This is a genomic window from Erwinia sp. L03-1, assembly GCF_058686115.1.
In genome coordinates, this window is record NZ_CM178762.1 from 2008363 (window position 1) to 2030576 (window position 22214).

The following is a 22214-nucleotide window of genomic DNA, read 5'->3' on the forward strand; positions in this document are numbered from 1 at the left end:
TTAATCGTCTCCAGCGCCGTGCGGGTTAAAGCTGCACGACATCGCCTGAGGCTATCGCGCCGCTACTCCACGCGCAGCACACGGCTGGTATTGGTGGTACCGGTCGTGCTCATCACGTCGCCCTGGGTAATAATCACCAGATCCCCGGACATCAGAAAGCCCTTATCACGCAGCAGGTCAGTGGCGTCATGCGCTGCGGCGACGCCATCCTTGTCACTGTCGAAAAACACCGGCGTCACGCCGCGATACAGTGCGGTCAGATTCAGCGTGCGCTCATGGCGGGACATGGCGAATATCGGCAGGCCGGAGGTAATGCGCGAGGTCATCAGCGCGGTACGCCCCGACTCGGTCATGGTGATAATGGCCGTAACGCCTTGGAGATGGTTAGCGGCATACATTGCCGACATGGCGATGGCTTCTTCGATATTATCAAACTGCACGTCGAGCCGGTGTTTGGACACGTTGATGCTCGGGATCTTTTCCGCCCCCAGGCACACTTTTGCCATTGCGGAGACGGTTTCAGCCGGATACTGTCCGGCCGCCGTTTCGGCGGAGAGCATCACCGCATCGGTGCCATCAAGCACGGCGTTGGCCACATCCATTACCTCTGCGCGGGTCGGCATCGGGTTGGTGATCATCGACTCCATCATCTGGGTGGCGGTAATCACCGAGCGGTTAAGCTGACGGGCACGGCGGATCAGGGCTTTCTGGATACCGACCAGCTCGGGATCGCCGATCTCTACCCCTAAATCGCCACGGGCAACCATCACCACGTCAGAGGCCAGAATGATATCGTCCATCGCCTCCTGGCTGGCAACGGCTTCGGCACGCTCAACTTTGGAGACGATTTTTGCATCACAACCGGCATCACGCGCCAGGCGGCGGGCATAGTTGAGGTCTTCACCACAGCGCGGGAAGGAGACGGCCAGATAGTCACAGCCGATTTTGGCCGCAGTCAGGATGTCCGCTTTGTCTTTTTCGGTGAGGGCTTCCGCAGACAGGCCGCCGCCCAGCTTATTGATCCCTTTGTTATTGGAAAGGGGGCCGCCCACCGTCACTTCGGTAAAGACCTTCATGCCCTGGACCTCGCGCACTTTAAGCTGCACGCGGCCGTCGTCCAGTAGCAGAATATCCCCCGGCACGACGTCGGCGGGCAGACCTTTATAGTCGATACCCACCTTCTCGCTGTCGCCTTCACCTTTCCCCAGGCTGGCGTCGAGCAGGAAGCGATCGCCAATGTTCAGGAACACCTTGCCCTCTTTGAAGGTTGAGACGCGAATTTTTGGCCCCTGCAGGTCGCCGAGGATCGCCACATGACGCCCCATCTTCGCGGCGATTTCACGCACTTTATTCGCCCGGAGAAGATGATCTTCAGCCGTACCATGCGAGAAGTTCAGACGGACAACGTTGGCACCCGCGGCGATGACTTTTTCGAGGTTATTATCGCGATCGGTAGCGGGACCCAGCGTGGTAACGATCTTGGTTCTTCTGAGACGTCTTGACATGTATAACTCCATTGACGTTATAAGGGGGTGTTGCCACAGCAACCCCGGTAAAGGTGAGCGCTTGTTATCGGGCGGGCCACGAATGATTAACCTCTGTGCCTCTTCGGGCAGTTAACCCGGCGTGAGCGGCTCTTTTTCAAAACGTGACTCTTTTAGCGCCGACTTTACCCGCTTGAGGTTATCACGAAAACTGGCTCCCCGACGCAGCGTAAACCCCGTCGCCAGCACGTCCACCACCGTGAGCTGTGCCAGCCTGGAGACCATCGGCATATAGATGTCAGTGTCCTCCGGCACGTCAAGCGTTAGTGCCAGCGTGGCTGCCAGCGCTAAGGGCGACCCCGGCGAGGTAATAGCCAGCGCGGTAGCATCATTTTCCCGCGCAAGCTGCGCCAGTTCGACTAAATTTTTAGTACGCCCGGTGTGCGAGATAAGCACGATCACGTCGCCTTCCGCACTGTTAATGCAGCACATGCGCTGCATCACAATATCATCGGAATAGATCACCGGTACATTGAAGCGGAAAAATTTATTCATGGCATCGTGAGCCACGGCGGCAGACGCGCCAAGGCCAAAAAAGGCGATCTTTTTCGACTGCGTAAGCAGGTCGACGGCGCGATTGACGGCCACGGCGTCCAGGCTGTTTTTCGCTCTGTCGAGACCGGCCATGGCCGATTCAAAAATCTTTTGCAGATACGCTCCGGCGCTATCCTGTTCTTCGACATGCCGGCTGACATAGGGGGTACCGTTCGCCAGGCTTTGCGCCAGTACCAGTTTGAAGTCGGGAAAGCCTTTGGTACCCATTCTGTGACAAAAGCGGTTCACGGTCGGTTCACTTACCGCCGCCTCGCGGGCCAGCAGGGCAATACTGGCATGGATGGCCGATTCCGGGGCGGCCAGAATCACCTCCGCGACCTTACGTTCGGATTTGCTCAGGTGGAGCAGGGTGACCTGAATTTTTTCCAGCATATTCATGGCGTGCTTCGCTCATCTTTTCTGACGATTTCATTCAAAGGAGAAATCGATGTCAATTTGTAGAGAATATACAATGGGCTAAACAGGCAGCGGCAGCTTTGAGACGGCAATCGCAGTTTATTTTGCCAGAGTTTGAGCTACATCGTATTTTTAGCGCGGACATCAGACACAAAACCGTTGAAAAGAACGAATGAACTAACCGACCTGAGGGCGGTATCGTCGATATAATCGGCTTAAATGGCATACTCTGTGCTGTTACAGAGCGGTCAGGTTTACGTGGACCGGCCAAAAGCAGTACATTGTATTGAAAGAGAATGATAATAAGAGCCTGGATGTTTATGGAATCAGCAGGTCAGGCTCGTCCTGCAACGAGGAGATTATAATGGCGGTTACACAAACGGCTCAGGCATGCGATCTGGTTATTTTCGGTGCCAAAGGCGATCTCGCGCGCCGGAAACTATTGCCTTCCCTGTATCAGCTGGAAAAAGCCGGGCAGATCCATGAGGAGTCGCGCATTATTGGCGTGGGTCGCGCCGACTGGGATAAGGCCGCTTATACCAAGGTGGTTCGCGAAGCGCTTGAAACCTTCATGAAGGAGAAAATTGACGAGGCGCTGTGGGACAAGCTCAGCAATCGTCTGGACTTCTGCAACCTTGACGTTAATGACTCTTCGCATTTTCCTAAACTGGGTAAAATGCTCGACCAGAAAAACCGCGTCACCATCAACTACTTCGCCATGCCGCCAAGTACCTTTGGGGCGATTTGTAAAGGCCTGGGCACCGCGAAGCTCAACGCCCAGCCCGCTCGCGTGGTAATGGAAAAACCGCTGGGGACGTCGCTGGAGACCTCACGCGAAATTAACGACCAGGTTGGCGAATATTTCGAGGAAAACCAGGTCTTCCGTATTGACCACTACCTGGGCAAAGAGACGGTTTTAAACCTGCTGGCGCTGCGCTTTGCCAACTCGCTGTTCGCGTCTAACTGGGACAACCGCACCATCGATCACGTGCAGATCACCGTGGCGGAGGAAGTGGGGATAGAAGGGCGCTGGGGCTATTTCGACAAAGCTGGCCAGATGCGGGATATGATCCAGAACCACCTGTTACAGGTCCTGACGATGATTGCCATGTCGCCGCCGGCCGATCTCTCGGCTGACCGCATTCGTGACGAGAAAGTGAAAGTTCTGCGCTCGCTGCGCCGCATCGATCATACTAACGTGCGCGAGAAAACCGTGCGGGGCCAGTACACCTCCGGCTTTGTGCAGGGCAAAAAAGTGCCTGGCTACCTGGAAGAAGAGGATGCTAACAAATCCAGCAGCACCGAAACCTTCGTTTCTATCCGCGTGGATATCGACGACTGGCGCTGGGCAGGCGTGCCTTTCTACCTGCGTACCGGTAAGCGTCTGCCGACCAAGTGCTCTGAAGTGGTGGTCTATTTTAAAAACCCCGCGCTGAACCTGTTCAAAGAGTCCTGGCAGGAACTGCCGCAGAACAAGCTGACCATCCGTTTGCAGCCCGATGAGGGCGTGGATATTCAGATCCTCAACAAGGTGCCAGGGCTTGATCATAAGCATAACCTGCAAACCACCAAGCTGGACCTGAGCTTCTCGGAAACCTTTAACCAGTCGCACCTGGCAGATGCCTATGAGCGGCTGTTACTGGAAACCATGCGAGGTATTCAGGCGCTGTTCGTGCGCCGTGATGAGGTCGAGGAGGCCTGGAAGTGGGTTGACTCCATCATGGACGCATGGGCAGCCGATAAAGAAGCACCTAAGCCTTATCAGGCAGGGACCTGGGGTCCCGTTGCTTCTGTCGCGATGATCACCCGCGACGGACGCTCCTGGAACGAGTTCGAGTAGCGCCTCTTCGCGCAGCGTCATGGCACGCTGCGCGAGTTTTACGTCAGCGGAGAGGTAAGCCCTTTTCAAAGGGCTGATCAAGGCATGGAGATTACGTTAAACTATTATCGCCCTTTGATGTGGACTGTTATGGCCTTAGCTTAATTTGTTTTGCTGCATTAGCCAGCCCCGGTTTAATCCACACTGCTACCCGCTAGCTCGCAGGTCCAGGTGGATCTTGCGTTAGCCATAAACGCATCCCGATTCCAGCCATTACTGTTTGATCTATTCTATCAGTCTCAGATCTGCCTGATGGCATTGTGAATTCGGTTGCTGAAGCCAGGCGTAAAACCCACCTGAATGCACATCCAGCACCCGAAAGAGTAGGCGGACAGGCCAGCAACGCTTGTTGTCACGAATAATGGCGTACCTCAGTTGGACAGCTTTGCGAAGTAAGCCGCGGCTCTTTTTATGGCGTAAAGGCTGTGGGTGGTGATATCGAGACGTGTTGCAACGCTGGAAACAGAATAACCACCATCAACAACCTGTTTGACTGCTTCAATTTTAAACTCTTCAGGAAACCGCTTACCGCTCATAGGCACCTCTCTTTAAGCCATCTTAAATTACTCTGAGGTGTCGGTTAAACCGGTGGCGATTCAATGTTGGCTCATGTACATTGCATCCTGGGGCACTTGGCATGATCAGCGATCTCAGGGCGAAGAACATAACCATATCTGTCTTGTCTGCAAGCCAGCAGTTTACCCTGCAGAACAATCTTGAATGTGCCGGAATAAGTCACCTGATAGATCATGTTTACGGGCTGACTAACACCCAGGCAATGGGGAAAGGGGATATTGCTCACCAGCTTGATTTGGCACTGGGTCATCCGGGTGGCTCCGCCCTGATGATAGGTGATACTGATCACGATATTGAGGTTGCCATTCAGTGTGGCTGGCAGGTGGCGTCGGTGTCTCACGGACATCAGACAGGTGAACGACTGCGGTCCATTCATGAGCACGTTTTTGCAGACCTCCCTTCCGTGCAACGTGCCTGGTTTGCGCCATCCAAGGGAGAACTCTCATGCTGAATCCTGAGATTGTGCAACACGCTATGCTGAGCATGCTCCTGCTCAGCGTTTCTATCCGTCTGCTTTTGAAGTTCTACTACCGGGATGGTAAACGGATACTTTCGAAACTCAAACTTGCGCCAGCGGAGCAAGGTCATATCAGTTATTACAAACGTTTTGACACCCTCCTGGCACCTTTACCCTTTATCTATTGCTGGCTGGAGATTTTTGCAGCCGTGCTGTTTTTGCGCTGGACTGATTACAATCCTCTGGCGGGCGCGATGCTTGCCGTGGTTGCTGCGGGACGGTTTCGCGCCTTGCAGGAGATTGGGCATAACGCCCTTCACGTTGCGCTTTGCCGGTCAAAGAAGCTGCAGTGGTTTCTTTCGAACGTTTTCTTTCAGTTTCCGACGCTAAAGCGAGACATGGATTCCCGGTTTAACACGCATGTACGAGACCATCATCCCAATGCGGACATACCGGGGAAAGATCCCAATTTGCGAAGGGTCATTGCAGCTGGCATGAAACCCGGAATCACACGGCTACAGTTTTTACGGGCGTTACTTTATCCAGTGAGCCCCAGAGGCGTTGTAGCCAATTTTCGTGGCAACATTCATGACACGTTGTATGAAAATGCCAATTTGGGTACCGCTCTACTGAGAGCTGTGTCCACAGTGATTCTCCTGACCATCTACTGGTGGCTCGGGGGGGGGCGGCGCTGTTGGTGGGCTGGCTGCTGCCTGTTATGACACTTTATCCCCTCTTTGCCTGGTGGTCTCTTCTTTCAAAACACCGCTGGCACACGCCCTATATTCCTCAACGAAATCGCCTGGCTCATGATTATGAGCACGGACGAGCAACGGACTTTTCAGGGCTGGCAGGTATCGTTCAGCGGTACCTGATTTTTCCGATGTCCGATGCTTATCATCTTGCACACCACGTTTACCCTAATGTCCGCTATCAGTATCTCCCCTCAGTAGACCGGGCTTTGAAAATCAATGAGCCCCGTTATACCCAGTATATTTCGCGGGGGGTGATTTTTGGTTCAGCCGGCCAGCCTGCTGCACTTTCTGAGCTGTATTACCGTCTTGTCAGCCCGGTCCGGTTACCCGTCAGTGAACACGAAAGAGGAATATCCCATGAATAAAAAAGCCCGCATTGGCATCATCTGTGGCAGTGGAATGGATAAGTTATCCATCATTGAGTCTCCTGAACATATAGAAGTCAAAACTGCATTCGGCGATCCCTCTGGTTATATTACCTTGGGCAAGATTGGCGGTGTCGCAGTGGCCATTATTAATCGCCACGGGATCGGACATACGCGCTTACCATCAGAAATAAACGTCAGAGCCAATATTGCCGCACTAAAAATGCTCGGCGTTGAACAGATACTATCATTTAGTGCTGTGGGCAGCCTGACAGCTTCAGCCCCTCCGGGGACTTTCGTTGCAGTGGATCAATTTATTGATCGTACTTACCGTCGGGTAAGCACATTTTTCAGCGCTGGCGTAGTCGCCCATGTCCCTTTTGGAGAGCCCGTCTGCAGCATTAATCATTCTTTGGTGGTGCATTCGCTCAGGGAAAACGGGATCCCACATTTGCCGACAGGGCTTTATGTCGTCATGGAAGGCCCACAGTTTTCGACCCGCGCGGAGTCCGTCTTCCATCAACAGATCGGAGGGACAGTTATTGGAATGACAGCAATGCCGGAGCCTAAGCTCTGTAGGGAAGCGGAAATCTGCTACAACTTGATCGCCATGGTAACGGACTTCGACTGCTGGCACACCGCGCATGATGACGTGAATGCAGCGATGGTTAGTGAGCAGATGAAAGAAAATATCAGACAGGCGGAAGCACTACTGTCTCATCTCGTACCCACACTGGAAAGATCTGATGCTGCGTGTCCGGCAGGATGTGAGCACGCACTTGATGGCGCAATCATGACCAGTCCTGGCCTGATTGATGTAGCTACTGTTACACGTTATGCCCCGCTACTGAATCGCGTATTCCCGCAGGGACAGTGAAAGCCAGGGGCAATTTTAAGGAAGGAGAAAAATATGAAGTATCACGCAGGCTTGTTATTCGATCTGGATGGGACATTACTGGATACGGACCCTTTGCATATTAATGCCTTTGATCAGCTGCTAGCTGACTTTGGTAAGTCCGTGACGCTTGAGTATTACAATGAAAAGATTATGGGGGCGCCAATGGACACGATCACCCGTGATTTATTCCCCGAATTATCCCTGGAAGAACGCCATGCCCTGGGAGAGCGTAAAGAAGCCCTTTTTCGTGAACAGTTAAACGGCCCGCTGGAGGGACGCCCGGGCGTCACAGAATTTTTTCAGAAAGCGCAGGCGCATAGGGTTGGGATCTGCATCGTGACTAATGCGCCAAGAGAAAGCGCCGAAATGATGCTCCGCGGCCTCAATCTCCATGAGTATGTAGATCACCTGCTGATTGGTGCAGAACTTCCCCACAGTAAACCTGACCCCTATCCCTACCAGGAAGCGATGCGTCTTCTGGGTGTTTCATCTGGTCAGGCGCTTGCTTTTGAAGATTCGGGACCAGGTGTCCAGTCTGCGTCTTCTGCGGGTGTTTTCACCTTTGGCCTTAAAGGTGCTCTGGGAGAACAAGAATTGTATAAGCATGGGGCTTCCGCTGCTATTGCAGATTTTACCGATCCTCTGCTTGCTTATCGTTTTGAACAATTAGTGGGTTAAGGATACCGACTCCATGACTTCCATTGTGATTGACGCGCCAACCGGGAGCGGTACGAGGGCGTGCATAAAAGCCTACAGCTCATTTGAGCCTTATGAGCTGAGGGAGTATATGCACAGACTCGCTTTACTTCTTCCTGACGTCGCGATCGAAATCGAGCGTATGTCAACGACGATGCTCAGAAACCGTCTTGAAGCTGAAAGGGATGAGCCTCAGGCTGATATGATCCTGGGGTGGGCTGACACGGCGGCGAAAACTGTCAACCTGGGCGACAAAGTGTTTTCACCCGGAGGTGATACTGATGGATACCTCCGCGTTACAGGCTTTTCTACCGCAATCGTTGCAGACCCACTTCTGCTGGAGCAGCATGATGTTCAGGTAAAAGGCTGGAAGGATTTGGCACATCCCGCTCTTAAAGGGATGATCGCTTTTCCGAATCCGGCACAGTCAGGTGCAGGCTTTTTAGCACTAACGACAATCCTACAGGCCTTTGGCGAAAAAGAGGGATGGCCGCTGGTGGCCGCTATCCTTCGCAATTCCCCTGCGCGCCCTGATTCAGCCTGGGAGCCTGCACGACTGACGGGTGAAGGAACCATCGCGGCTGGCGTGACGGTCAAAATTGCCGCATTTAAACGACAGAGCCAGTTACCAAAACTTAATGTGATTCAACCTGCGGGTATGACAGGAGCAGAACCGGAGGTCTATGCCGGATTTTCGTCAACGTCTTATCCGGATGTTGTTTCAGAAATATTGCAATGGCTCGGTAGTGATGAAGCTAATACCCTTTTTGCCTCCTTTAATAAAATTATCCTGGCAGACAGCGACGACACCCACTTTACCATTGACGTTGGGCAGGCCATTACAGAACGTGCACGCTGGTTGTCTCATTTTGAATCACTCACGAACGGAAAATCATTATGACGCGCTCTGACTTCTCCCCGGCCCCAACTTCGGCCTCCATCAACCAGCAAACGGTACTGGCAAATGACTGGGGAAAATTAACGAAATACGACATGACTCACGTCAGAACTGACGGCTCAGAGCAATGTTTTACACGGGAAGCTTATGACCGTGGGCATGGCGCTACGATCCTGCTTTACAACCCTGATGAAAAAACGGTCATTTTGACCAGCCAGTTTCGTATGCCAGCCTTTCTTGTGGGGCATCATTTTGAGTTGATCGAGGCTTGTGCAGGGTTACTTGACGAACGTGACGCGGTGCAGGCGATCAGGACTGAGGCAGAAGAGGAAACGGGTTACAAGCTTGGTGAAGTCACCAAAATCGGTGAAATATTCATGAGTCCTGGGTCAGTTACAGAACGTCTCCACTTTTTCATTGCGCCTTTAACAAAAGATATGCGGATCAACGAGGGGGGAGGCGTCGCAGAAGAAGGGGAGGATATAAAGGTGCTGGAAATTCCCATCAGTACCGCACTTGAAATGATAGATGCCGGTGAAATCATTGATGCCAAAACGATCATACTGATTCAGCACCTCATCATTAAAGGCATCTGCAAACCCTAATTACGCTCTGAAGGATGAATTGTATGTCAGAACAGAGCCTGGAAAAGTCGCGCTTCAGGCGCGACTACTACACGCTTTATTTATACATCATGTCGGTTGTGTGCGGTATCCACCAGGCCATTCTGGGTTCCGTTACACCTTTTTTAAGAGATGAACTCGGAATGTCAAAGGTCATGATCGGGTGGCATTTCAGTCTTTACGCGATAGGGATGTTTTGTTCGGGATTCATTATCACACGTGTTGCCTTGACGGTATCGCCTAAAAAGATCCTGCTGAGCAGTGCATGGCTGGTTGCTGTAGCGGTAGCAGTATTTGCGCTTCCTCTCGGTATTACCGGTAATCTTTTTCTCTCACTGGCGCTGGGTTTGGCGGGGGGAGCCATGCAGATCGCTCTCCAGGAAGCGCTGGCCCGACACCATGGTGAAAACAGTGGCATAGCGATCACCGAAGGGTGCATCTTTTCCGCGATCGGTGTGTTTATTGGACCGTTAGTCATCAGTTATTCGGTAGAACTGGGCACCGGATGGCGTATTGCCATGTTCCTGCCCCTTCTGGCGCTCCTTCCTTTGCTCTGTGTTATCCCGAAAAACATTCCAAAGGAACCTCCACGAGAAAGCAGTGTAGTGGATACAGGTTTACAACCTAAAGCAACTCGTTTGCCTCTCGTTGCTTATATGATGTTTGGAATGATTTTTCTGGGCATTGCGGCTGAATGGGGGATTGGCTTCTGGGGCGCCCAGTTTCTTGAAGAACAGCTCTCAATTAACCCTGCCAGTGCGGTAGCCTTGATGGCCGTTTTTTTTGGTGGAACCATTGCAGGGAGGATTATCGTAAGCCGGCTTCTTATGCGCTACAACATTCAGACGATACTGTTATGGACTATTATCCTGAGCAGTATCGGTATGGTGCTGCTCTGGCTTGTTCCGACCCTTACCGCTGCTGTAGTTGGTCTGGTAATAACCGGAGCCTGTCTCGGTAATTTTTTCCCCCTTATTCTCTCTGTGGCCACATGGCAGCCGCCTGAGCTGCTCTCAAAGATTTCTGCAGGCGCAACTCAGTCAGTCGGGCTTGCCTTGCTGCTGGCCCCGCTTTTTTTAGGCAAACTTGGCGAAGAAGTTGGACTCGTTCAGGCGATGGGGGCATTGATTGTCATTCCTCCCGTCATGCTGGTCGTTGATTTAATCTCGCGTAAATTGTCGAAATATTAAGGTAAGCAATATGAACGTTCTGGTTACAGGTGGTACCGGCTATATAGGTTCTCACATCGTGGTTGAACTGATTGAGAATGGCCATGAAGTGGTAATCCTGGATAGTCTGGTTAATTCAGATGCGACAGTTATAAGTCGCATTGAAGCTTTGACAGCAAACAGACCCGTTTTCATTGAAGGAGATGTCAGAGATACCTCTTGCCTGAAAGCGCTTTTCGCCAAATATGCGATCGATATTGTCATTCATACAGCCGGTCTTAAAGCCGTAGGGGAGAGCACGCGGCTTCCACTGGAATATTACCAGGCAAATGTTGCGGGGACGGTTACTCTGTGTCAGACAATGTGTGCGGCGGGGATATTTAAGCTTGTATTCAGTTCTTCTGCGACGGTTTATGGCGCTGAAGCTGAGATCCCTTATAAAGAGAGTATGCCTCGCGGAACTACGGTGAACCCCTATGGTACCTCAAAGGCCATGGTAGAGAAGGTGCTCGAAGATATGTGCCATTCTGATCCTCGTTGGTCAGTTGCTTTTCTTCGTTTTTTTAATCCTATCGGCGCCCATCCTTCCGGGCTGCTAGGTGAACTGCCATCTGGTGTTCCTAACAATCTGATGCCGTTTATCAGTCAGGTTGCCACGGGTCACCTGAAAGAATTGTCAATTTACGGGGACGACTATCAGACTGAGGATGGCACATGCAAGCGTGATTATCTTCATGTTATGGATATTGCCCGGGGGCACCTCAAAGTGGTGGTAATTATGGACAAGCCGGGCGTACATATATTCAATCTGGGTACGGGGCAGGGAACATCTGTCATGGAGCTTCTGGAATGTTTTGAGAAAGAGAACGAAGTGCAGATCCCCTACGTCATCCGCTCGCGCAGGGAGGGTGACCTGCCTGCGTTCTGGGCAGACGTCGAGAAAGCCAGGGCAGAACTAGGCTGGGAAGCAGAAATGTCGCTTCAGGACATGGTGCGCCATGCCTGGCAGTGGCAGAAACGTTATAAGCATGAAACATCAGGCAACGAATAGTTCATAGTATTATTGAGGGCGCTGTTGCAAATAGGGTTACAGGAGAAGGCTCTTTCAAAACAACTGAGCCTTATATTTCAAATAACCTGCTCACCAGACGCATTTCGCCATCGGGACGCCGCTGAACGGGCTAAACCCTCACTGCGCAGAGACCGAAGACGTAGAGCTCCTCCTGCGCCCGTCGTGGCGGAGGAGGTTATCTGGGTGTGACGCAGGAGGATCTGTTCCTGGCCCGCCCGGCCCCGGAAACGGTGTTATACAGCCAGGTGCAGAAGCGCAGTTACGCGGCGCTTACCCTGCAAGAACGGGTCTTGAGAAACGGACTGATCACGGGTGGTGATAACCTGCCGGCTGAACCGAAAAAAATCACCACGCTATCCGGGGATAAACTTTATTCCAGCAAGGGGATCACGCGACATCCCTACGGCTAAGTTTATTACGGTGACACCAGAATTTATTAAGGGGAAATATATCCTTACGGCAACTGGTGACAAAATAAAAAAAGCATCCGCGCAGGATCCTTTTTTTTTACCACAGCATCATAGCTGCTAATCGAGGTCTTAGCCGCTAACCTTAATGCCTGCCGCACAGGCGACAGCGCGCTGAACGGCATCGTCGCTATCCTGACCCGTCGCCAGCGCGACGCCCAGTCTGCGCTTACCCTGAATCTCAGGCTTACCGAACAGGCGGATCTGCAAACCGGCCCCCAGTACCGCGCCGAGATTTGCAAACCGCACATTATCGCTCTCCAGCTCGGGAAGGATCACTGCAGAGGCCGCGCAGCCATACTGGCGGATCCCGCCAATCGGCAGGCCGAGGAAGGCGCGAACGTGCAGGGCGAATTCGGAGAGATCCTGAGAAATCAACGTCACCATGCCGGTATCGTGTGGCCGCGGTGACACTTCGCTGAATACCACCTCATCGCCGCACACAAACAGCTCCACGCCAAACAGGCCGTGGCCGCCAAGGGCGCTAACCACTTTTTCGGCTATCTGCTGCGCGCGCTGCAAGGCCAGATCGCTCATCTGCTGCGGCTGCCAGGACTCACGGTAGTCGCCGTCTTCCTGACGGTGGCCAATGGGGGCGCAAAAATGGATGCCGTCAACCGCGCTCACGGTCAAAAGGGTGATTTCAAAATCGAACTTAACCACGCCTTCCACGATGACGCGTCCGGCACCCGCCCGTCCACCCTGTTGCGCATACTGCCAGGCAGCGCCCAATTGTGAGGCATCGCGGATAAAACTCTGACCTTTACCCGATGAGCTCATTACCGGCTTAATGATGCACGGGAAGCCAATTTCATCGGCGGCCTGCAAAAAAGCGGCTTCACTGTCGGCAAAACGATAGGAAGAGGTGGGTAAGCTGAGCTCCTCCGCAGCCAGGCGACGAATACCTTCACGGTTCATCGTCAGACGCGCCGCGCGGGCGGTTGGCACCACATGCTGACCCTGTTTCTCCAGCTCAACCAGCATATCCGTGGCGATGGCTTCAATTTCCGGCACGATATAGTCAGGGCGCTCCAGCGCAACGAGTGATTTTAGCGCCTCGCCGTCCAGCATATTGATCACATGGCTACGATGGGCCACGTGCATTGCGGGCGCATCGGCGTAGCGATCGACGGCAATCACCTCGACGCCAAGACGCTGGCATTCCAGCGCGACTTCCTTACCCAGTTCACCTGATCCTAACAGCATTACGCGGGTTGCGGCAGGGCGCAGCGCGGTTCCGAGAGTGGTCATAGTTGCTACCTGATTAGAGGAAAAAAACGCGCGCAGTATAAACGAAAACGTTTGCGTATTCATCTGCTTTTCCGGGCTTGAGCTAAAAATAGCCTGCTGCTATACTGTATAAAAATACAGTTAAATGAGGTGAGCGGAATGGCTGTTGAGATAAAATACGTTGTCGTTAGAAAAGGTGAGGAAAAGATGACATTCGCCAGTAAAAAAGACGCGGACGCCTACGATAAAATGCTTGATATGGCTGAAGTCTTCAGCGACTGGCTGAGTGAAGGGCCGGTGGCGCTTGATGAGCAGCAGCGTGAAGCCTTTGGCCTGTTCCTGGCAGAGAACAAGGATGCCGTACAGCATATTGTGAAGACCAGCAAAATGCCGGAAGGGGCAAAAGCAGAGGCGAATCACGCTTCTGCCCGCACAGAGGCTGATAGCGCTGACCCTGTTGAAGTGAGTGAGCAGCAGCCTGCAGACGTGCAGGCATCCGCGGATGAACTGGATGAAGAAACCGCTGAGGGTGCATCCGCTAACGCGAGCAAACGTAAGTCTGCCCGTACGCCAAAAGCGGCATAACGGTCAGTCGCCCCAGCGGCAGGCCGGGGCGAATAATCATACGAGGTCGTACGGCGAACCAACCGGCATCGGAAGGGGTTTGCAGCCGTTATGCTACCCTAAGCGGTTACGCGACCCGCCGGGCTGAGCGGGTTTTACTGGCCCCGCTGGGCAATACAGCGTTTCAGGGCGTGCATCGCCTCTTTCGCAACGTCATCAGGAGCCTGCTGGTGGTAGCTGTCGTTAAAGACCTCCAGTCCAAGCGGGCCTGCATAACCCTGAGTTTCCAGGTAGTCCAGCAGCGTGTAGAGCGGGAAATTTCCCTGGCCAGGCAGCAGTCGGCTGTGGCGGGCGGTATCTATCAGCTGGTCCTGCCCGGGTAGGGTGCTAAGATCTGAAAGCTGGACGAGGAAAATCTTTTCCATCGGGATCCCCGCAAGATCGGCAATGGTACGGTTGCGGGCAAAGATATGAAACGCATCGACGACCAGCCCGAGGTTGGGCGCATTGATTCGCTGCACCATCTGCCATGCCTGAACGGTGGTATTGATATGCGTGCTCCACGCCATCGCTTCAAACGCCACGCGCAGTCCACGTTTATCTGCCTCCTTCACCAGCCAGCGCAGGTCATCTTCTTCCCGATGGGCCACGCAGGCATGATGCGTAGATGCCGGGGTGAGTAGCGTGGTTGCGCCCAGGCTTACGGCCGTATCCAGCATCTCAAGGGCCAGCTTACGCTTATCCTCGCGCTCGTCGTCCGGCGCGCCGTCAAAATCCAGCAGCACCTGGTAATCCGTCAGAGAAAGTTTTTGTTCCCGGGTAAACGTCCCTACGTCCTGTGCATTGCCCTTCGCGTCTTCCACGTCCTGACGCCAAAGCTCAACCTGCTGAAAGCCAGCTTTAGACGCAGCAATCAGCTTATCTTCAGGCGTGCCTCCCAGCAAAACGGTGTTGATAAACAGTGGGTTATTACTAAAGCGCATATCTGCTCCCTTTTAAAAATGTGCAGTAAAATCTGCGGGCCGTCGTCAGGCCTCGCATCTGCCTGATACCGCCCTGGCGAGGGTCTGAGGTTGCTGGCAGAGTAATGAGTATAGTCATCGCTTCAGAACGTGCTTCAGATCACACTTTATCGTTACCTGGCATTCATCGCAGCAACATGCCACCCTTAGTGCATATGTTTTGTGAGCGGGACAGATGCGATGAAAACACCACCGATAGCCAGAAAAAAACCTTTCGAGATGACGCTGCATGGCGAAACGCGAACAGATAATTATTACTGGCTGCGCGATGACCAGCGTGAAGATCCCGACGTGCTGGACTATCTTCATGCCGAAAATGATTACGGCAGGGCGGTGATGCAGTCGCAGCAGGCGCTTCAGGACCGGCTGTTAAAAGAAATTGTCGATCGCATTCCACAGCGCGATCGCTCGGTGCCCTATATCAAAAATGGCTACCGCTACCAGCGCCGCTATGAAGAGGGGAATGAGTACGCTATCTATACCCGCCAGCCTGAAAATACAGATACGCCCGACGTATGGCAGACGTTGATAGACGGTAACCAGCGCGCCGCACGCAGTGAGTTTTACACGCTGGGCGGGCTGGGTATTTCTCCGGACAATACCATTATGGCGCTGGCTGAAGACTTTCTTTCCCGCCGCCAGTACGGCATCCGCTTCTGCAATCTGGAAACGGGCCACTGGTACGATGAAGTGCTGGAAAATGTGTCATCAAGCTTTGTCTGGGCCAACGACAGCACGACGCTTTACTATGTCCTGAAGGACAAGCAAACGCTGCTGCCCTGGCAGGTATGGCGACACAGGCTGGGCACCCCGCAGCAGGAAGATGAGCTGGTGTATGAAGAGAAGGATGACACGTTTTACGTCAGCGTGCATAAGACCACCTCCGAGCACTTTATCCTTATTGCGCTGAACAGCAGTACCACCAGTGAAATTCTGCTGCTGGATGCCGAATATGCGGACACCGCACCCCAGGTGTTCAGCCCGCGCCGCAAAGATCACGAATATACCCTCGACCATTATCAGCATCACTTCTATGTACGGTCGAATCGTGAAGGAAAAAACTTCGGGCTCTACCGCACCGATCACTTCCGGGAAAATAGCTGGGAAACGCTGATCCCTGCCCGCGAACACATTGTGCTGGAGGATTTCAGCCTGTTTCGCGACTGGCTGGTGGTGGAAGAGCGGCAGCGCGGCCTTACCAGCCTGCGGCAGATCGACAGGAAAAGCGGCGAGTCCTTTGGTATCGCCTATGACGATCCGGCCTATGTGACCTGGCTGGCCTACAATCCCAACCCCGAGACTAACAGGCTGCGCTACGGCTACTCCTCGATGACCACGCCAGACACCCTGTTTGAGATGGACATGGACAGCGGCGAGCGTCGGGTGCTTAAGCAGGCCGAAGTGAAAGGGTTCGATGCCAGCCACTATAAAAGCGAGCACCAGTGGATCAAGGGGCGCGACGGCGTGGAGGTGCCGGTTTCGCTGGTCTACCACCGGGAGCATTTCCGTCCCGGTAAAAACCCGATGCTGGTTTATGGCTATGGCTCCTACGGCAGCAGTATGGATGCCGACTTTAGCGCCAGCCGCCTGAGCCTGCTCGATCGCGGCTTTGTGTTTGTACTGGCGCATGTTCGCGGCGGCGGCGAACTGGGGCAGCAGTGGTATGACGATGGCCGGTTACTGAATAAATTGAATACCTTCCACGACTTTATTGATGTCACCAACGCGCTGGTGGATCGCGGCTATGGCGATCCACAAAAGCTCTATGCCATGGGCGGTAGCGCGGGTGGCCTGCTGATGGGGGCCGTTATCAATAGGGTGCCGGACCGTTTCCACGGCGTTGTGGCGCAGGTCCCTTTTGTCGATGTCGTCACCACCATGCTGGACGAGTCCATTCCGCTCACCACCGGTGAATATGACGAGTGGGGCAACCCAGCGGAGGAGCAGTACTATCGCTACATATCTCAGTACAGCCCCTACGACTGCGTTAGCCGTCAGGCCTATCCGCATATGCTGGTGACCACCGGTCTGCACGACTCACAGGTTCAGTACTGGGAGCCTGCTAAATGGGTGGCGAAGCTGCGCGAGCTGAAAACGGATGACAACCTGCTGCTGCTGTGCACGGATATGGATGCCGGACACGGCGGGAAATCAGGCAGGTTCAAATCCTATGAAGGGGTGGCAATGGAGTATGCCTTTATCATTGCGCTGGCGCAGGAGACGCTCAGCGCGGGTAATGCACACTAGTCTGCTGACAACGCCCGTTCCATCGCACCGCGAAGGTCGGGCTTCAGGTCGGGGATGTTTTTCAGCATCCATTTAAGATAGCCGGGGTCGCGCTTTGCTACCTCGTCGATTTTACTGCCGCGATATTTGCCAAAAGGGAAGGTGCTGCTGGAGCCGCGAACGTTCATCCGGCGAATCAGTTCCGCCTCATCCCAGCCGGAAAAATCCATGATGCGGATCAGCAGTGCCGCCGTCACATAGCAGTCATACAGCGCCCGGTGGGCATGCAGGCCCGGCGGCGTTTCCACCTCCAGCTGCAACGATTCGCGCAGTGCCTGATTACCATACTTACGCCCCGGCCACAGGCCGCGTGCCAGCGTCATGGTGCAAATCCATTCTCCGTACATCTCCGGCAGCATTCTGCGGTCAAAGCTGGCGTTGTGCGCTACGTAAAACGCGCTGCCGTGATAGCGGCTGATAACCTGCTCAATGGGTGGCTTATCGGCAACCATCGCTTCCGTAATGCGATGAATCGCCATCGCCTGGTGGCCGATGGGGCGATCCGGACACACCAAATCGCTCATGGGATTGATAATGGTTCCACCCACCACATCCACGGAGGCTATTTCAACAATCCCGCCCTGCAATCCACAGGTTTCAGTATCTATTACGCGCAGCATAATGCGTCCCTTTTGAAAATCTGACCGTTAGCCTACAGAATGCACTTCGCCTTGCCAATCTTTACCCTGTCTGCGGGCAATGACCAGCTGCTCGCCGCTGCCCCCCAGCACAATCTGTTGTCCGGTTTCATCCCACAGCGCACTCTGACCGGCGCTCTGGTAGCCACCCGTGGGCAGGGCGTGGTTAGCCATTAAGACCGCCATTTTGTATTCGCGCGACCAGCGGGCAAGAAAGTCACAGTCCTTCTGGTAGCCCTGCTTAGAGACCAGCACCCCGGTGGCATATAAATTTGCCCCGCGCTGTGCCGCCTCGCGGGCGAAGGCCTCCACGCTGATGTCGGCGCAGATTGCCATCGCCACCTGATGCCGGGGATAACCGAACAGGGGGATGCTCTCACCGATCTGAAATATCTGCTTCTCATCGCCAAACAGATTGCGCTTACCGTAGGCGACGCGTGTTCCTTCCGGTAAAAAAGTGATGGCGGCAAGCAGCGTACGGTTTTCGTCCCTGAGCGGCAGGCCGACGATAATCGTCATGTGGTATTGGCTGGCCGCATCGGCAAAAACCTGCAGGCGGGGATCGTCCAGCGACATCGCCAGGGTTGCTGCCAGCGCTAACTCGTAGCCAGTGAGAGAGAGTTCAGGGAAGATCAGGACGTCGACGTTAAGTCGGGCGGCCTGATGTATAAATTCAAGATGGCGCGAAATGTTCCACTCGGTTTGACCGGGACGCGATCCTGACTGTGCAGCGGCAATACTCCACACGGACATAGGCTTTCCTGCTGGGGCTGTGATGAAGCGCTATATCAACCGAAGCGACCGGGAAACACAAGCGGGGAAGCCATAAATTTAACGCTATTTTAGTTTGGGTTCATAGGGCAGACGGGAAAGGCTGAGCGATGCCTGCCGGTACTGCACCAGCCGCTGACGAAACCAGTCACGCAGCGCTTCTGGCTGTTCGCGCTCAACCATTTCAGCAATGACCGGCATATTATACCGCTCTTTAAAGGCCACACCTGCGGCGGCAAGGTCCACGTTAACCTTATCTTTCTCTTCCTGGGACACTTCTGCCAGATTGTATTTCATGGGGATCTCCTGATATCCGCGCCAAAAGTAAAGCAGTTGCGCGACTTTCGCAAGCCTCACGGCGGGAATCGCCCTTATCGGCTCGACACCTTATTTTAAGCGGAGTATTCTTTCGGCCTTAATGCAGCCAACAGGTTGCCAGGCAAAGGATAATAGGATGATTATGCGTAAGTTCTCAATGGTTTTTACGCTGGCACTCGCGGCCGCGTTCTCGCAGCAGGCTTCTGCTCATGCCCACCTGAAAAGCCAGTATCCGGCAGCGAACGCTAACGTGGAGGCTTCTCCGCAGGCCCTGACGCTGACCTTCTCTGAGGATATCGAACCCGCCTTTAGCGGCGTAGACGTGCTCAATGCCAGCCAGCAGGCCGTGCCGCTGGAAAAGGCCGAACGCGCGCCAAAACAGCACAACCAGCTGATTGTCCCCCTGAAGCAGCCACTGCCAGGCGGCCAGTACCAGGTCAACTGGCACGTGCTGTCGGTTGACGGGCACAAAACCAATGGGAACTACACCTTTAGCGTGAAGTAATATGTCTGTCAGCCTGTGCTGGGTGCTGTGCCGCTGGCTGCACTTTATGGCGCTGCTCACGCTAACCGGCGCCAGCGTCTTTACTGTCTTCCTGGCGCCCGCCCAATTCAGGGCGCATATGTCGGTGCGACTCTCTCCACTGCTTACGTCAGGCGCGATCGCCTCGCTGCTAACGGCGGTGCTACTGCTGGTGATTCAAACCGGCATGATGGGCAACGGCTGGCAGGACGTGAGCAATGTCGACGTCTGGCGCCTGGTGCTGCAAACCCGCTTTGGCGTGGCCTGGCAGTGGCAGCTTATCGCCGGCGTGGTCGGTGTTGCAGCGCTGGGGCTAAAGGGCAGGGGGCAACAGTGCCTGCTGCTGATAAGCGGTCTCGGACAGCTTGCCGGTCTGGCATTTACCGGCCACGCCGCCATGCTGGACGGCGCGCTCGGGTTTTTACAGCGCAGTAATCACGCCGTGCATTTGATTTCCGCTGCCTTCTGGGCGGGCGGGCTGCTGCCGGTTCTGCTGCTGATGGCGGATGTGCGACAGCCCGCCCGCAATGACGCGATCCCTACGCTGATGCGCTTCTCACGCTATGGGCATCTTGCCGTGGCGCTGGTGCTGCTGAGTGGGGTGGTTAACGCGTGGCTGCTGCTCGGCTGGCCGCCGGGCCATTTTCAACTCTACAGCCGGCTGCTGCTGCTAAAAATTGCGCTGGTAGGACTAATGTGCGGCATCGCGCTGTTTAATCGCTACTGGCTGGTCCCACGCTTCCAGCGCAGCGGGGAGCAGGGCCAGCGCCGGTTTATACAGGCGACGCTGGCTGAACTGCTGCTGGCGGCCATTGTGCTTCTGCTGGTAAGCCTGTTTGCCACGCTTGAACCCGCCTGATTATCATTTTCTACCGTCTGCGCGGCAGACGTTTTCTTAAGAGGAATTGAACCACCATGAAGAAGTTGGCCAGCCTGATGATTGCGTTAAGTTTTTGTTCCAGTGCGATGGCGGCAGAGATTATTACCGTCAGTCGTTTTCAAGTGGGCAAAGATAAATGGATGTTCGATCGTGAAGAAGTGATGCTGACCTGCACCCGGGGCAACGCGCTGTTCGCCATCAACCCCAGCACGCTGATGCAGTATCCGCTCAATGACAAAGCCGAGGCGCTGGTAAAAAGTGGCAGCGCTAAAGGCCAGCCGATTAGCGTTATCCAGATTGACGACCCGCAGCATCCGGGCCAGAAGAAAAGCCTGCAGCCGATTATCGATCGCGCCCAGAAGCTCTGTGATTAAATACGATTAAAGGCTTTGTGACGAAATAACGCTTTGTAACAGCTATTTAGAAATCTATATAACGCACTCAGACGGCGCTGGTATCGGGTTTTCACTTTATGCCAGCGCGTTAACTGTTTTTCCCGCCCCTTTTTCAGATCCATTTGCAATTGTTCCGTTACGATCACAAAGCGGACATCTTCTTTATGCTCGGTTTACAACTGGCTGGATTATCCCCGCGCCTGTACTACCTTTTAAAGTGCAAGGCGACATAGCCTGCATTAATGCCAACTTTTAGCGCAAGGCTCCGTTAAAAGAGCCATTTCCCTGGACCGAAGACAGGAATCGTCTTCGGTCTTTTTTTATTTGGGTTTTAAAACAGTGACTTACATTAAAATCAATCAGTTATAGCGCACCCTGTTGTACCTTATTGCACCCTCCCGGAACCTATGTAGACAATTTGTAGTCACTTTTTTTGGAGATTCTTGCCAGCGGATTGTTAGTTACGGCCTCTTCCAGATGATCAGGCGCGAAGTGCGCATAACGCATGGTTACGCGGATGTCGGAGGGCACTGTTGCAAAGTTCACGATGAGGTGGCCTTTACTTTATTAAAAGGTCTACATTTCAAAGACTCTGCTTACCAGACGCATCTCGCCCAAGGGATGTCCATAGTAAAATGACTCAGCCTGTCGTTTGCGCAGCGCCCGCATCACTTCAATCCCTTTTATCGTGGCATAATGTCACGCTGAAAATGCCGGCCTTTGAATGGGTTCATGTGCTGCTCCGTCAGCAAAGGTGGCGATAAGTTTATCACCTCTGGATTTTTGCAACAGTGCCATCCATATTGTTGATGCCTGCTATAAGAAGGGAATAGCCATTCGTTTTCTGGAAAATGGTCTTAGTACGGAAGGCACGATGGGGAAAATGGTCATTCAGATCCTGGCTGCTGTGGCAGAAGCTGAGAATGAGCGTATTCTGGAGCGAACTAATGATGGGCGGGTTGCTGCAATGGCCTCTGGAGTTCGCTTTGACAGAAAGCCGCATCACGCTACTTTTTTGGCGCTTGATTTGATCCGGCGGGGACAACCATTGAAAATGGTAGCGGAGAAAACAGGTATCTCTCGTGCTACCTATTTTCGTCTGAAAAAGCCTACCGATTAAGTTGATAGCTTTTCTTATCGTAGGGATTTCTGGCAGCATAAAAAGTAATGCTAAAGTAGCATTGTAATTTATAGAGAAAACGGAAAGTATCGGTTCAATATCTGATGCTGAAACCAA

23 protein-coding genes and 3 pseudogenes are annotated in these 22214 nt (G+C 53.6%); 17 read left to right on the plus strand and 9 right to left on the minus strand.

Features of this window, described 5'->3' with window-relative positions:
- Nucleotides 1–62 precede the first annotated feature (62 nt).
- Both pyk and AC4PCC_RS09260 read right to left on the minus strand, forming a co-directional pair.
- Complete coding sequence (gene pyk, locus AC4PCC_RS09255; RefSeq protein ID WP_492127177.1) at nucleotides 63–1505, minus strand: pyruvate kinase; 1443 nt, start codon at nucleotides 1503–1505, stop codon at nucleotides 63–65.
- Nucleotides 1506–1616: 111 nt separating this feature from the next.
- Nucleotides 1617–2477 (minus strand): MurR/RpiR family transcriptional regulator, encoded by an 861-nt coding sequence (locus AC4PCC_RS09260; RefSeq protein ID WP_492127178.1) that lies wholly within the window; start codon nucleotides 2475–2477, stop codon nucleotides 1617–1619.
- 382 nt (nucleotides 2478–2859) lie between these two features.
- On the opposite strand from AC4PCC_RS09260, the gene zwf reads away from it, so the two are divergent.
- A complete protein-coding gene (zwf, locus tag AC4PCC_RS09265; protein ID WP_492127179.1) occupies nucleotides 2860–4335 on the plus strand; it encodes a glucose-6-phosphate dehydrogenase in 1476 nt (491 codons plus the stop codon).
- A 225-nt stretch (nucleotides 4336–4560) separates the two neighbouring features.
- Here the strand turns inward: zwf and AC4PCC_RS09270 are convergent.
- A pseudogene (locus AC4PCC_RS09270) lies at nucleotides 4561–4910 on the minus strand (transposase); the annotation flags it as partial.
- Nucleotides 4911–5011: 101 nt separating this feature from the next.
- Between AC4PCC_RS09270 and AC4PCC_RS09275 the strand changes: the two are divergent.
- From AC4PCC_RS09275 to AC4PCC_RS09320, 10 genes are all read left to right on the plus strand, one after another.
- Entirely contained in the window at nucleotides 5012–5401 is a 390-nt protein-coding gene (locus AC4PCC_RS09275; protein WP_492127180.1) for an HAD family hydrolase, read from the plus strand.
- Nucleotides 5395–6129 carry a hypothetical protein gene (locus AC4PCC_RS09280; protein ID WP_492127181.1) on the plus strand — a complete coding sequence of 245 codons (735 nt, stop codon included), beginning with the start codon at nucleotides 5395–5397 and terminating at the stop codon, nucleotides 6127–6129. Before AC4PCC_RS09275 ends, AC4PCC_RS09280 begins: the two co-directional genes overlap by 7 nt.
- Nucleotides 6105–6527, plus strand: a complete 423-nt coding sequence (locus tag AC4PCC_RS09285) for a fatty acid desaturase (RefSeq protein WP_492127182.1) — start codon at nucleotides 6105–6107, stop codon at nucleotides 6525–6527. Before AC4PCC_RS09280 ends, AC4PCC_RS09285 begins: the two co-directional genes overlap by 25 nt.
- Complete coding sequence (locus AC4PCC_RS09290) at nucleotides 6520–7404, plus strand: MTAP family purine nucleoside phosphorylase (RefSeq protein ID WP_492127183.1); 885 nt, start codon at nucleotides 6520–6522, stop codon at nucleotides 7402–7404. Before AC4PCC_RS09285 ends, AC4PCC_RS09290 begins: the two co-directional genes overlap by 8 nt.
- Before the next feature lie 33 nt (nucleotides 7405–7437).
- Nucleotides 7438–8103: an HAD family hydrolase gene (locus AC4PCC_RS09295; protein WP_492127184.1), complete on the plus strand. Its 666-nt coding sequence runs from the start codon at nucleotides 7438–7440 to the stop codon at nucleotides 8101–8103.
- Nucleotides 8104–8116: 13 nt separating this feature from the next.
- Nucleotides 8117–9022 carry an ABC transporter substrate-binding protein gene (locus AC4PCC_RS09300; protein WP_492127185.1) on the plus strand — a complete coding sequence of 302 codons (906 nt, stop codon included), beginning with the start codon at nucleotides 8117–8119 and terminating at the stop codon, nucleotides 9020–9022.
- Entirely contained in the window at nucleotides 9019–9624 is a 606-nt protein-coding gene (locus tag AC4PCC_RS09305; RefSeq protein WP_492127186.1) for an NUDIX domain-containing protein, read from the plus strand. The genes AC4PCC_RS09300 and AC4PCC_RS09305 overlap by 4 nt, the downstream gene beginning before the upstream one ends.
- 23 nt (nucleotides 9625–9647) lie before the next feature.
- A complete protein-coding gene (locus AC4PCC_RS09310; protein WP_492127187.1) occupies nucleotides 9648–10832 on the plus strand; it encodes an MFS transporter in 1185 nt (394 codons plus the stop codon).
- A 10-nt stretch (nucleotides 10833–10842) separates the two neighbouring features.
- On the plus strand, nucleotides 10843–11862 hold the full coding sequence (gene galE, locus AC4PCC_RS09315; RefSeq protein WP_492127188.1) for a UDP-glucose 4-epimerase GalE: 1020 nt from the start codon (nucleotides 10843–10845) through the stop codon (nucleotides 11860–11862).
- A gap of 206 nt (nucleotides 11863–12068) precedes the next feature.
- The gene (locus AC4PCC_RS09320) at nucleotides 12069–12293 is read left to right on the plus strand and encodes a hypothetical protein (RefSeq protein WP_492127189.1); all 225 of its coding nucleotides are present in this window, start codon (nucleotides 12069–12071) and stop codon (nucleotides 12291–12293) included.
- A 129-nt stretch (nucleotides 12294–12422) separates the two neighbouring features.
- Here the strand turns inward: AC4PCC_RS09320 and purT are convergent, their stop codons facing one another.
- Nucleotides 12423–13601 (minus strand): formate-dependent phosphoribosylglycinamide formyltransferase, encoded by a 1179-nt coding sequence (purT, locus tag AC4PCC_RS09325; protein ID WP_492127190.1) that lies wholly within the window; start codon nucleotides 13599–13601, stop codon nucleotides 12423–12425.
- A 138-nt stretch (nucleotides 13602–13739) separates the two neighbouring features.
- Here purT and AC4PCC_RS09330 point away from each other — a divergent pair, with 138 nt between their 5' ends.
- The gene (locus AC4PCC_RS09330) at nucleotides 13740–14165 is read left to right on the plus strand and encodes a YebG family protein (RefSeq protein WP_492127191.1); all 426 of its coding nucleotides are present in this window, start codon (nucleotides 13740–13742) and stop codon (nucleotides 14163–14165) included.
- A 134-nt stretch (nucleotides 14166–14299) separates the two neighbouring features.
- On the opposite strand, the gene AC4PCC_RS09335 is transcribed toward AC4PCC_RS09330, so the two are convergent.
- The gene (locus AC4PCC_RS09335; RefSeq protein ID WP_492127192.1) at nucleotides 14300–15127 is read right to left on the minus strand and encodes a sugar phosphate isomerase/epimerase family protein; all 828 of its coding nucleotides are present in this window, start codon (nucleotides 15125–15127) and stop codon (nucleotides 14300–14302) included.
- A gap of 219 nt (nucleotides 15128–15346) precedes the next feature.
- Between AC4PCC_RS09335 and AC4PCC_RS09340 the strand changes: the two genes are divergently transcribed.
- Entirely contained in the window at nucleotides 15347–17413 is a 2067-nt protein-coding gene (locus tag AC4PCC_RS09340; protein ID WP_492127193.1) for a prolyl oligopeptidase family serine peptidase, read from the plus strand.
- Here the strand turns inward: AC4PCC_RS09340 and exoX are convergent.
- The 3 genes from exoX to AC4PCC_RS09355 all read right to left on the minus strand — a co-directional run bounded on the left by exoX (nucleotide 17410) and on the right by AC4PCC_RS09355 (nucleotide 19158).
- Nucleotides 17410–18072: an exodeoxyribonuclease X gene (gene exoX, locus AC4PCC_RS09345; protein WP_492127194.1), complete on the minus strand. Its 663-nt coding sequence runs from the start codon at nucleotides 18070–18072 to the stop codon at nucleotides 17410–17412. The genes AC4PCC_RS09340 and exoX overlap by 4 nt on opposite strands.
- Before the next feature lie 27 nt (nucleotides 18073–18099).
- The gene (locus AC4PCC_RS09350; protein ID WP_492127195.1) at nucleotides 18100–18843 is read right to left on the minus strand and encodes a carbon-nitrogen hydrolase family protein; all 744 of its coding nucleotides are present in this window, start codon (nucleotides 18841–18843) and stop codon (nucleotides 18100–18102) included.
- Between the two features lie 84 nt (nucleotides 18844–18927).
- Nucleotides 18928–19158, minus strand: a complete 231-nt coding sequence (locus AC4PCC_RS09355; RefSeq protein ID WP_067701181.1) for a DNA polymerase III subunit theta — start codon at nucleotides 19156–19158, stop codon at nucleotides 18928–18930.
- A 163-nt stretch (nucleotides 19159–19321) separates the two neighbouring features.
- On the opposite strand from AC4PCC_RS09355, the gene yobA reads away from it, so the two are divergent.
- From yobA to AC4PCC_RS09370, 3 genes are read left to right on the plus strand one after another with little or no spacing between them, the layout of a single operon-like run.
- Complete coding sequence (yobA, locus tag AC4PCC_RS09360; RefSeq protein ID WP_345827802.1) at nucleotides 19322–19684, plus strand: CopC domain-containing protein YobA; 363 nt, start codon at nucleotides 19322–19324, stop codon at nucleotides 19682–19684.
- Between the two features lies 1 nt (nucleotide 19685).
- On the plus strand, nucleotides 19686–20561 hold the full coding sequence (gene copD / locus AC4PCC_RS09365) for a copper homeostasis membrane protein CopD (protein WP_492127196.1): 876 nt from the start codon (nucleotides 19686–19688) through the stop codon (nucleotides 20559–20561).
- A 56-nt stretch (nucleotides 20562–20617) separates the two neighbouring features.
- Complete coding sequence (locus AC4PCC_RS09370) at nucleotides 20618–20956, plus strand: YebY family protein (protein ID WP_492127197.1); 339 nt, start codon at nucleotides 20618–20620, stop codon at nucleotides 20954–20956.
- Nucleotides 20957–21553: 597 nt separating this feature from the next.
- Here the strand turns inward: AC4PCC_RS09370 and AC4PCC_RS09375 are convergent.
- Nucleotides 21554–21673 (minus strand): annotated as a pseudogene (locus AC4PCC_RS09375) (IS6 family transposase); the annotation flags it as partial.
- A 100-nt stretch (nucleotides 21674–21773) separates the two neighbouring features.
- On the opposite strand from AC4PCC_RS09375, the pseudogene AC4PCC_RS09380 reads away from it, so the two are divergent.
- Nucleotides 21774–22097, plus strand: a pseudogene (locus AC4PCC_RS09380) (recombinase family protein); the annotation flags it as partial.
- Nucleotides 22098–22214 lie beyond the last annotated feature (117 nt).

Bases quoted from the DNA above. Each gene is read 5' to 3' on its own strand.
- AC4PCC_RS09275 (WP_492127180.1), top strand. From the start codon at position 5,012: ATGATCAGCGATCTCAGGGCGAAGAACATAACCATATCTGTCTTGTCT.
- AC4PCC_RS09350 (WP_492127195.1), bottom strand. From the start codon at position 18,843: ATGTCCGTGTGGAGTATTGCCGCTGCACAGTCAGGATCGCGTCCCGGT.
- zwf (WP_492127179.1), top strand. From the start codon at position 2,860: ATGGCGGTTACACAAACGGCTCAGGCATGCGATCTGGTTATTTTCGGT.
- AC4PCC_RS09290 (WP_492127183.1), top strand. From the start codon at position 6,520: ATGAATAAAAAAGCCCGCATTGGCATCATCTGTGGCAGTGGAATGGAT.
- exoX (WP_492127194.1), bottom strand. From the start codon at position 18,072: ATGCTGCGCGTAATAGATACTGAAACCTGTGGATTGCAGGGCGGGATT.
- AC4PCC_RS09295 (WP_492127184.1), top strand. From the start codon at position 7,438: ATGAAGTATCACGCAGGCTTGTTATTCGATCTGGATGGGACATTACTG.
- pyk (WP_492127177.1), bottom strand. From the start codon at position 1,505: ATGTCAAGACGTCTCAGAAGAACCAAGATCGTTACCACGCTGGGTCCC.
- AC4PCC_RS09305 (WP_492127186.1), top strand. From the start codon at position 9,019: ATGACGCGCTCTGACTTCTCCCCGGCCCCAACTTCGGCCTCCATCAAC.
- AC4PCC_RS09280 (WP_492127181.1), top strand. From the start codon at position 5,395: ATGCTGAATCCTGAGATTGTGCAACACGCTATGCTGAGCATGCTCCTG.
- AC4PCC_RS09355 (WP_067701181.1), bottom strand. From the start codon at position 19,158: ATGAAATACAATCTGGCAGAAGTGTCCCAGGAAGAGAAAGATAAGGTT.
- galE (WP_492127188.1), top strand. From the start codon at position 10,843: ATGAACGTTCTGGTTACAGGTGGTACCGGCTATATAGGTTCTCACATC.
- AC4PCC_RS09310 (WP_492127187.1), top strand. From the start codon at position 9,648: ATGTCAGAACAGAGCCTGGAAAAGTCGCGCTTCAGGCGCGACTACTAC.
- AC4PCC_RS09260 (WP_492127178.1), bottom strand. From the start codon at position 2,477: ATGAATATGCTGGAAAAAATTCAGGTCACCCTGCTCCACCTGAGCAAA.
- AC4PCC_RS09335 (WP_492127192.1), bottom strand. From the start codon at position 15,127: ATGCGCTTTAGTAATAACCCACTGTTTATCAACACCGTTTTGCTGGGA.
- AC4PCC_RS09370 (WP_492127197.1), top strand. From the start codon at position 20,618: ATGAAGAAGTTGGCCAGCCTGATGATTGCGTTAAGTTTTTGTTCCAGT.
- yobA (WP_345827802.1), top strand. From the start codon at position 19,322: ATGCGTAAGTTCTCAATGGTTTTTACGCTGGCACTCGCGGCCGCGTTC.
- copD (WP_492127196.1), top strand. From the start codon at position 19,686: ATGTCTGTCAGCCTGTGCTGGGTGCTGTGCCGCTGGCTGCACTTTATG.
- purT (WP_492127190.1), bottom strand. From the start codon at position 13,601: ATGACCACTCTCGGAACCGCGCTGCGCCCTGCCGCAACCCGCGTAATG.
- AC4PCC_RS09300 (WP_492127185.1), top strand. From the start codon at position 8,117: ATGACTTCCATTGTGATTGACGCGCCAACCGGGAGCGGTACGAGGGCG.
- AC4PCC_RS09340 (WP_492127193.1), top strand. From the start codon at position 15,347: ATGAAAACACCACCGATAGCCAGAAAAAAACCTTTCGAGATGACGCTG.
- AC4PCC_RS09330 (WP_492127191.1), top strand. From the start codon at position 13,740: ATGGCTGTTGAGATAAAATACGTTGTCGTTAGAAAAGGTGAGGAAAAG.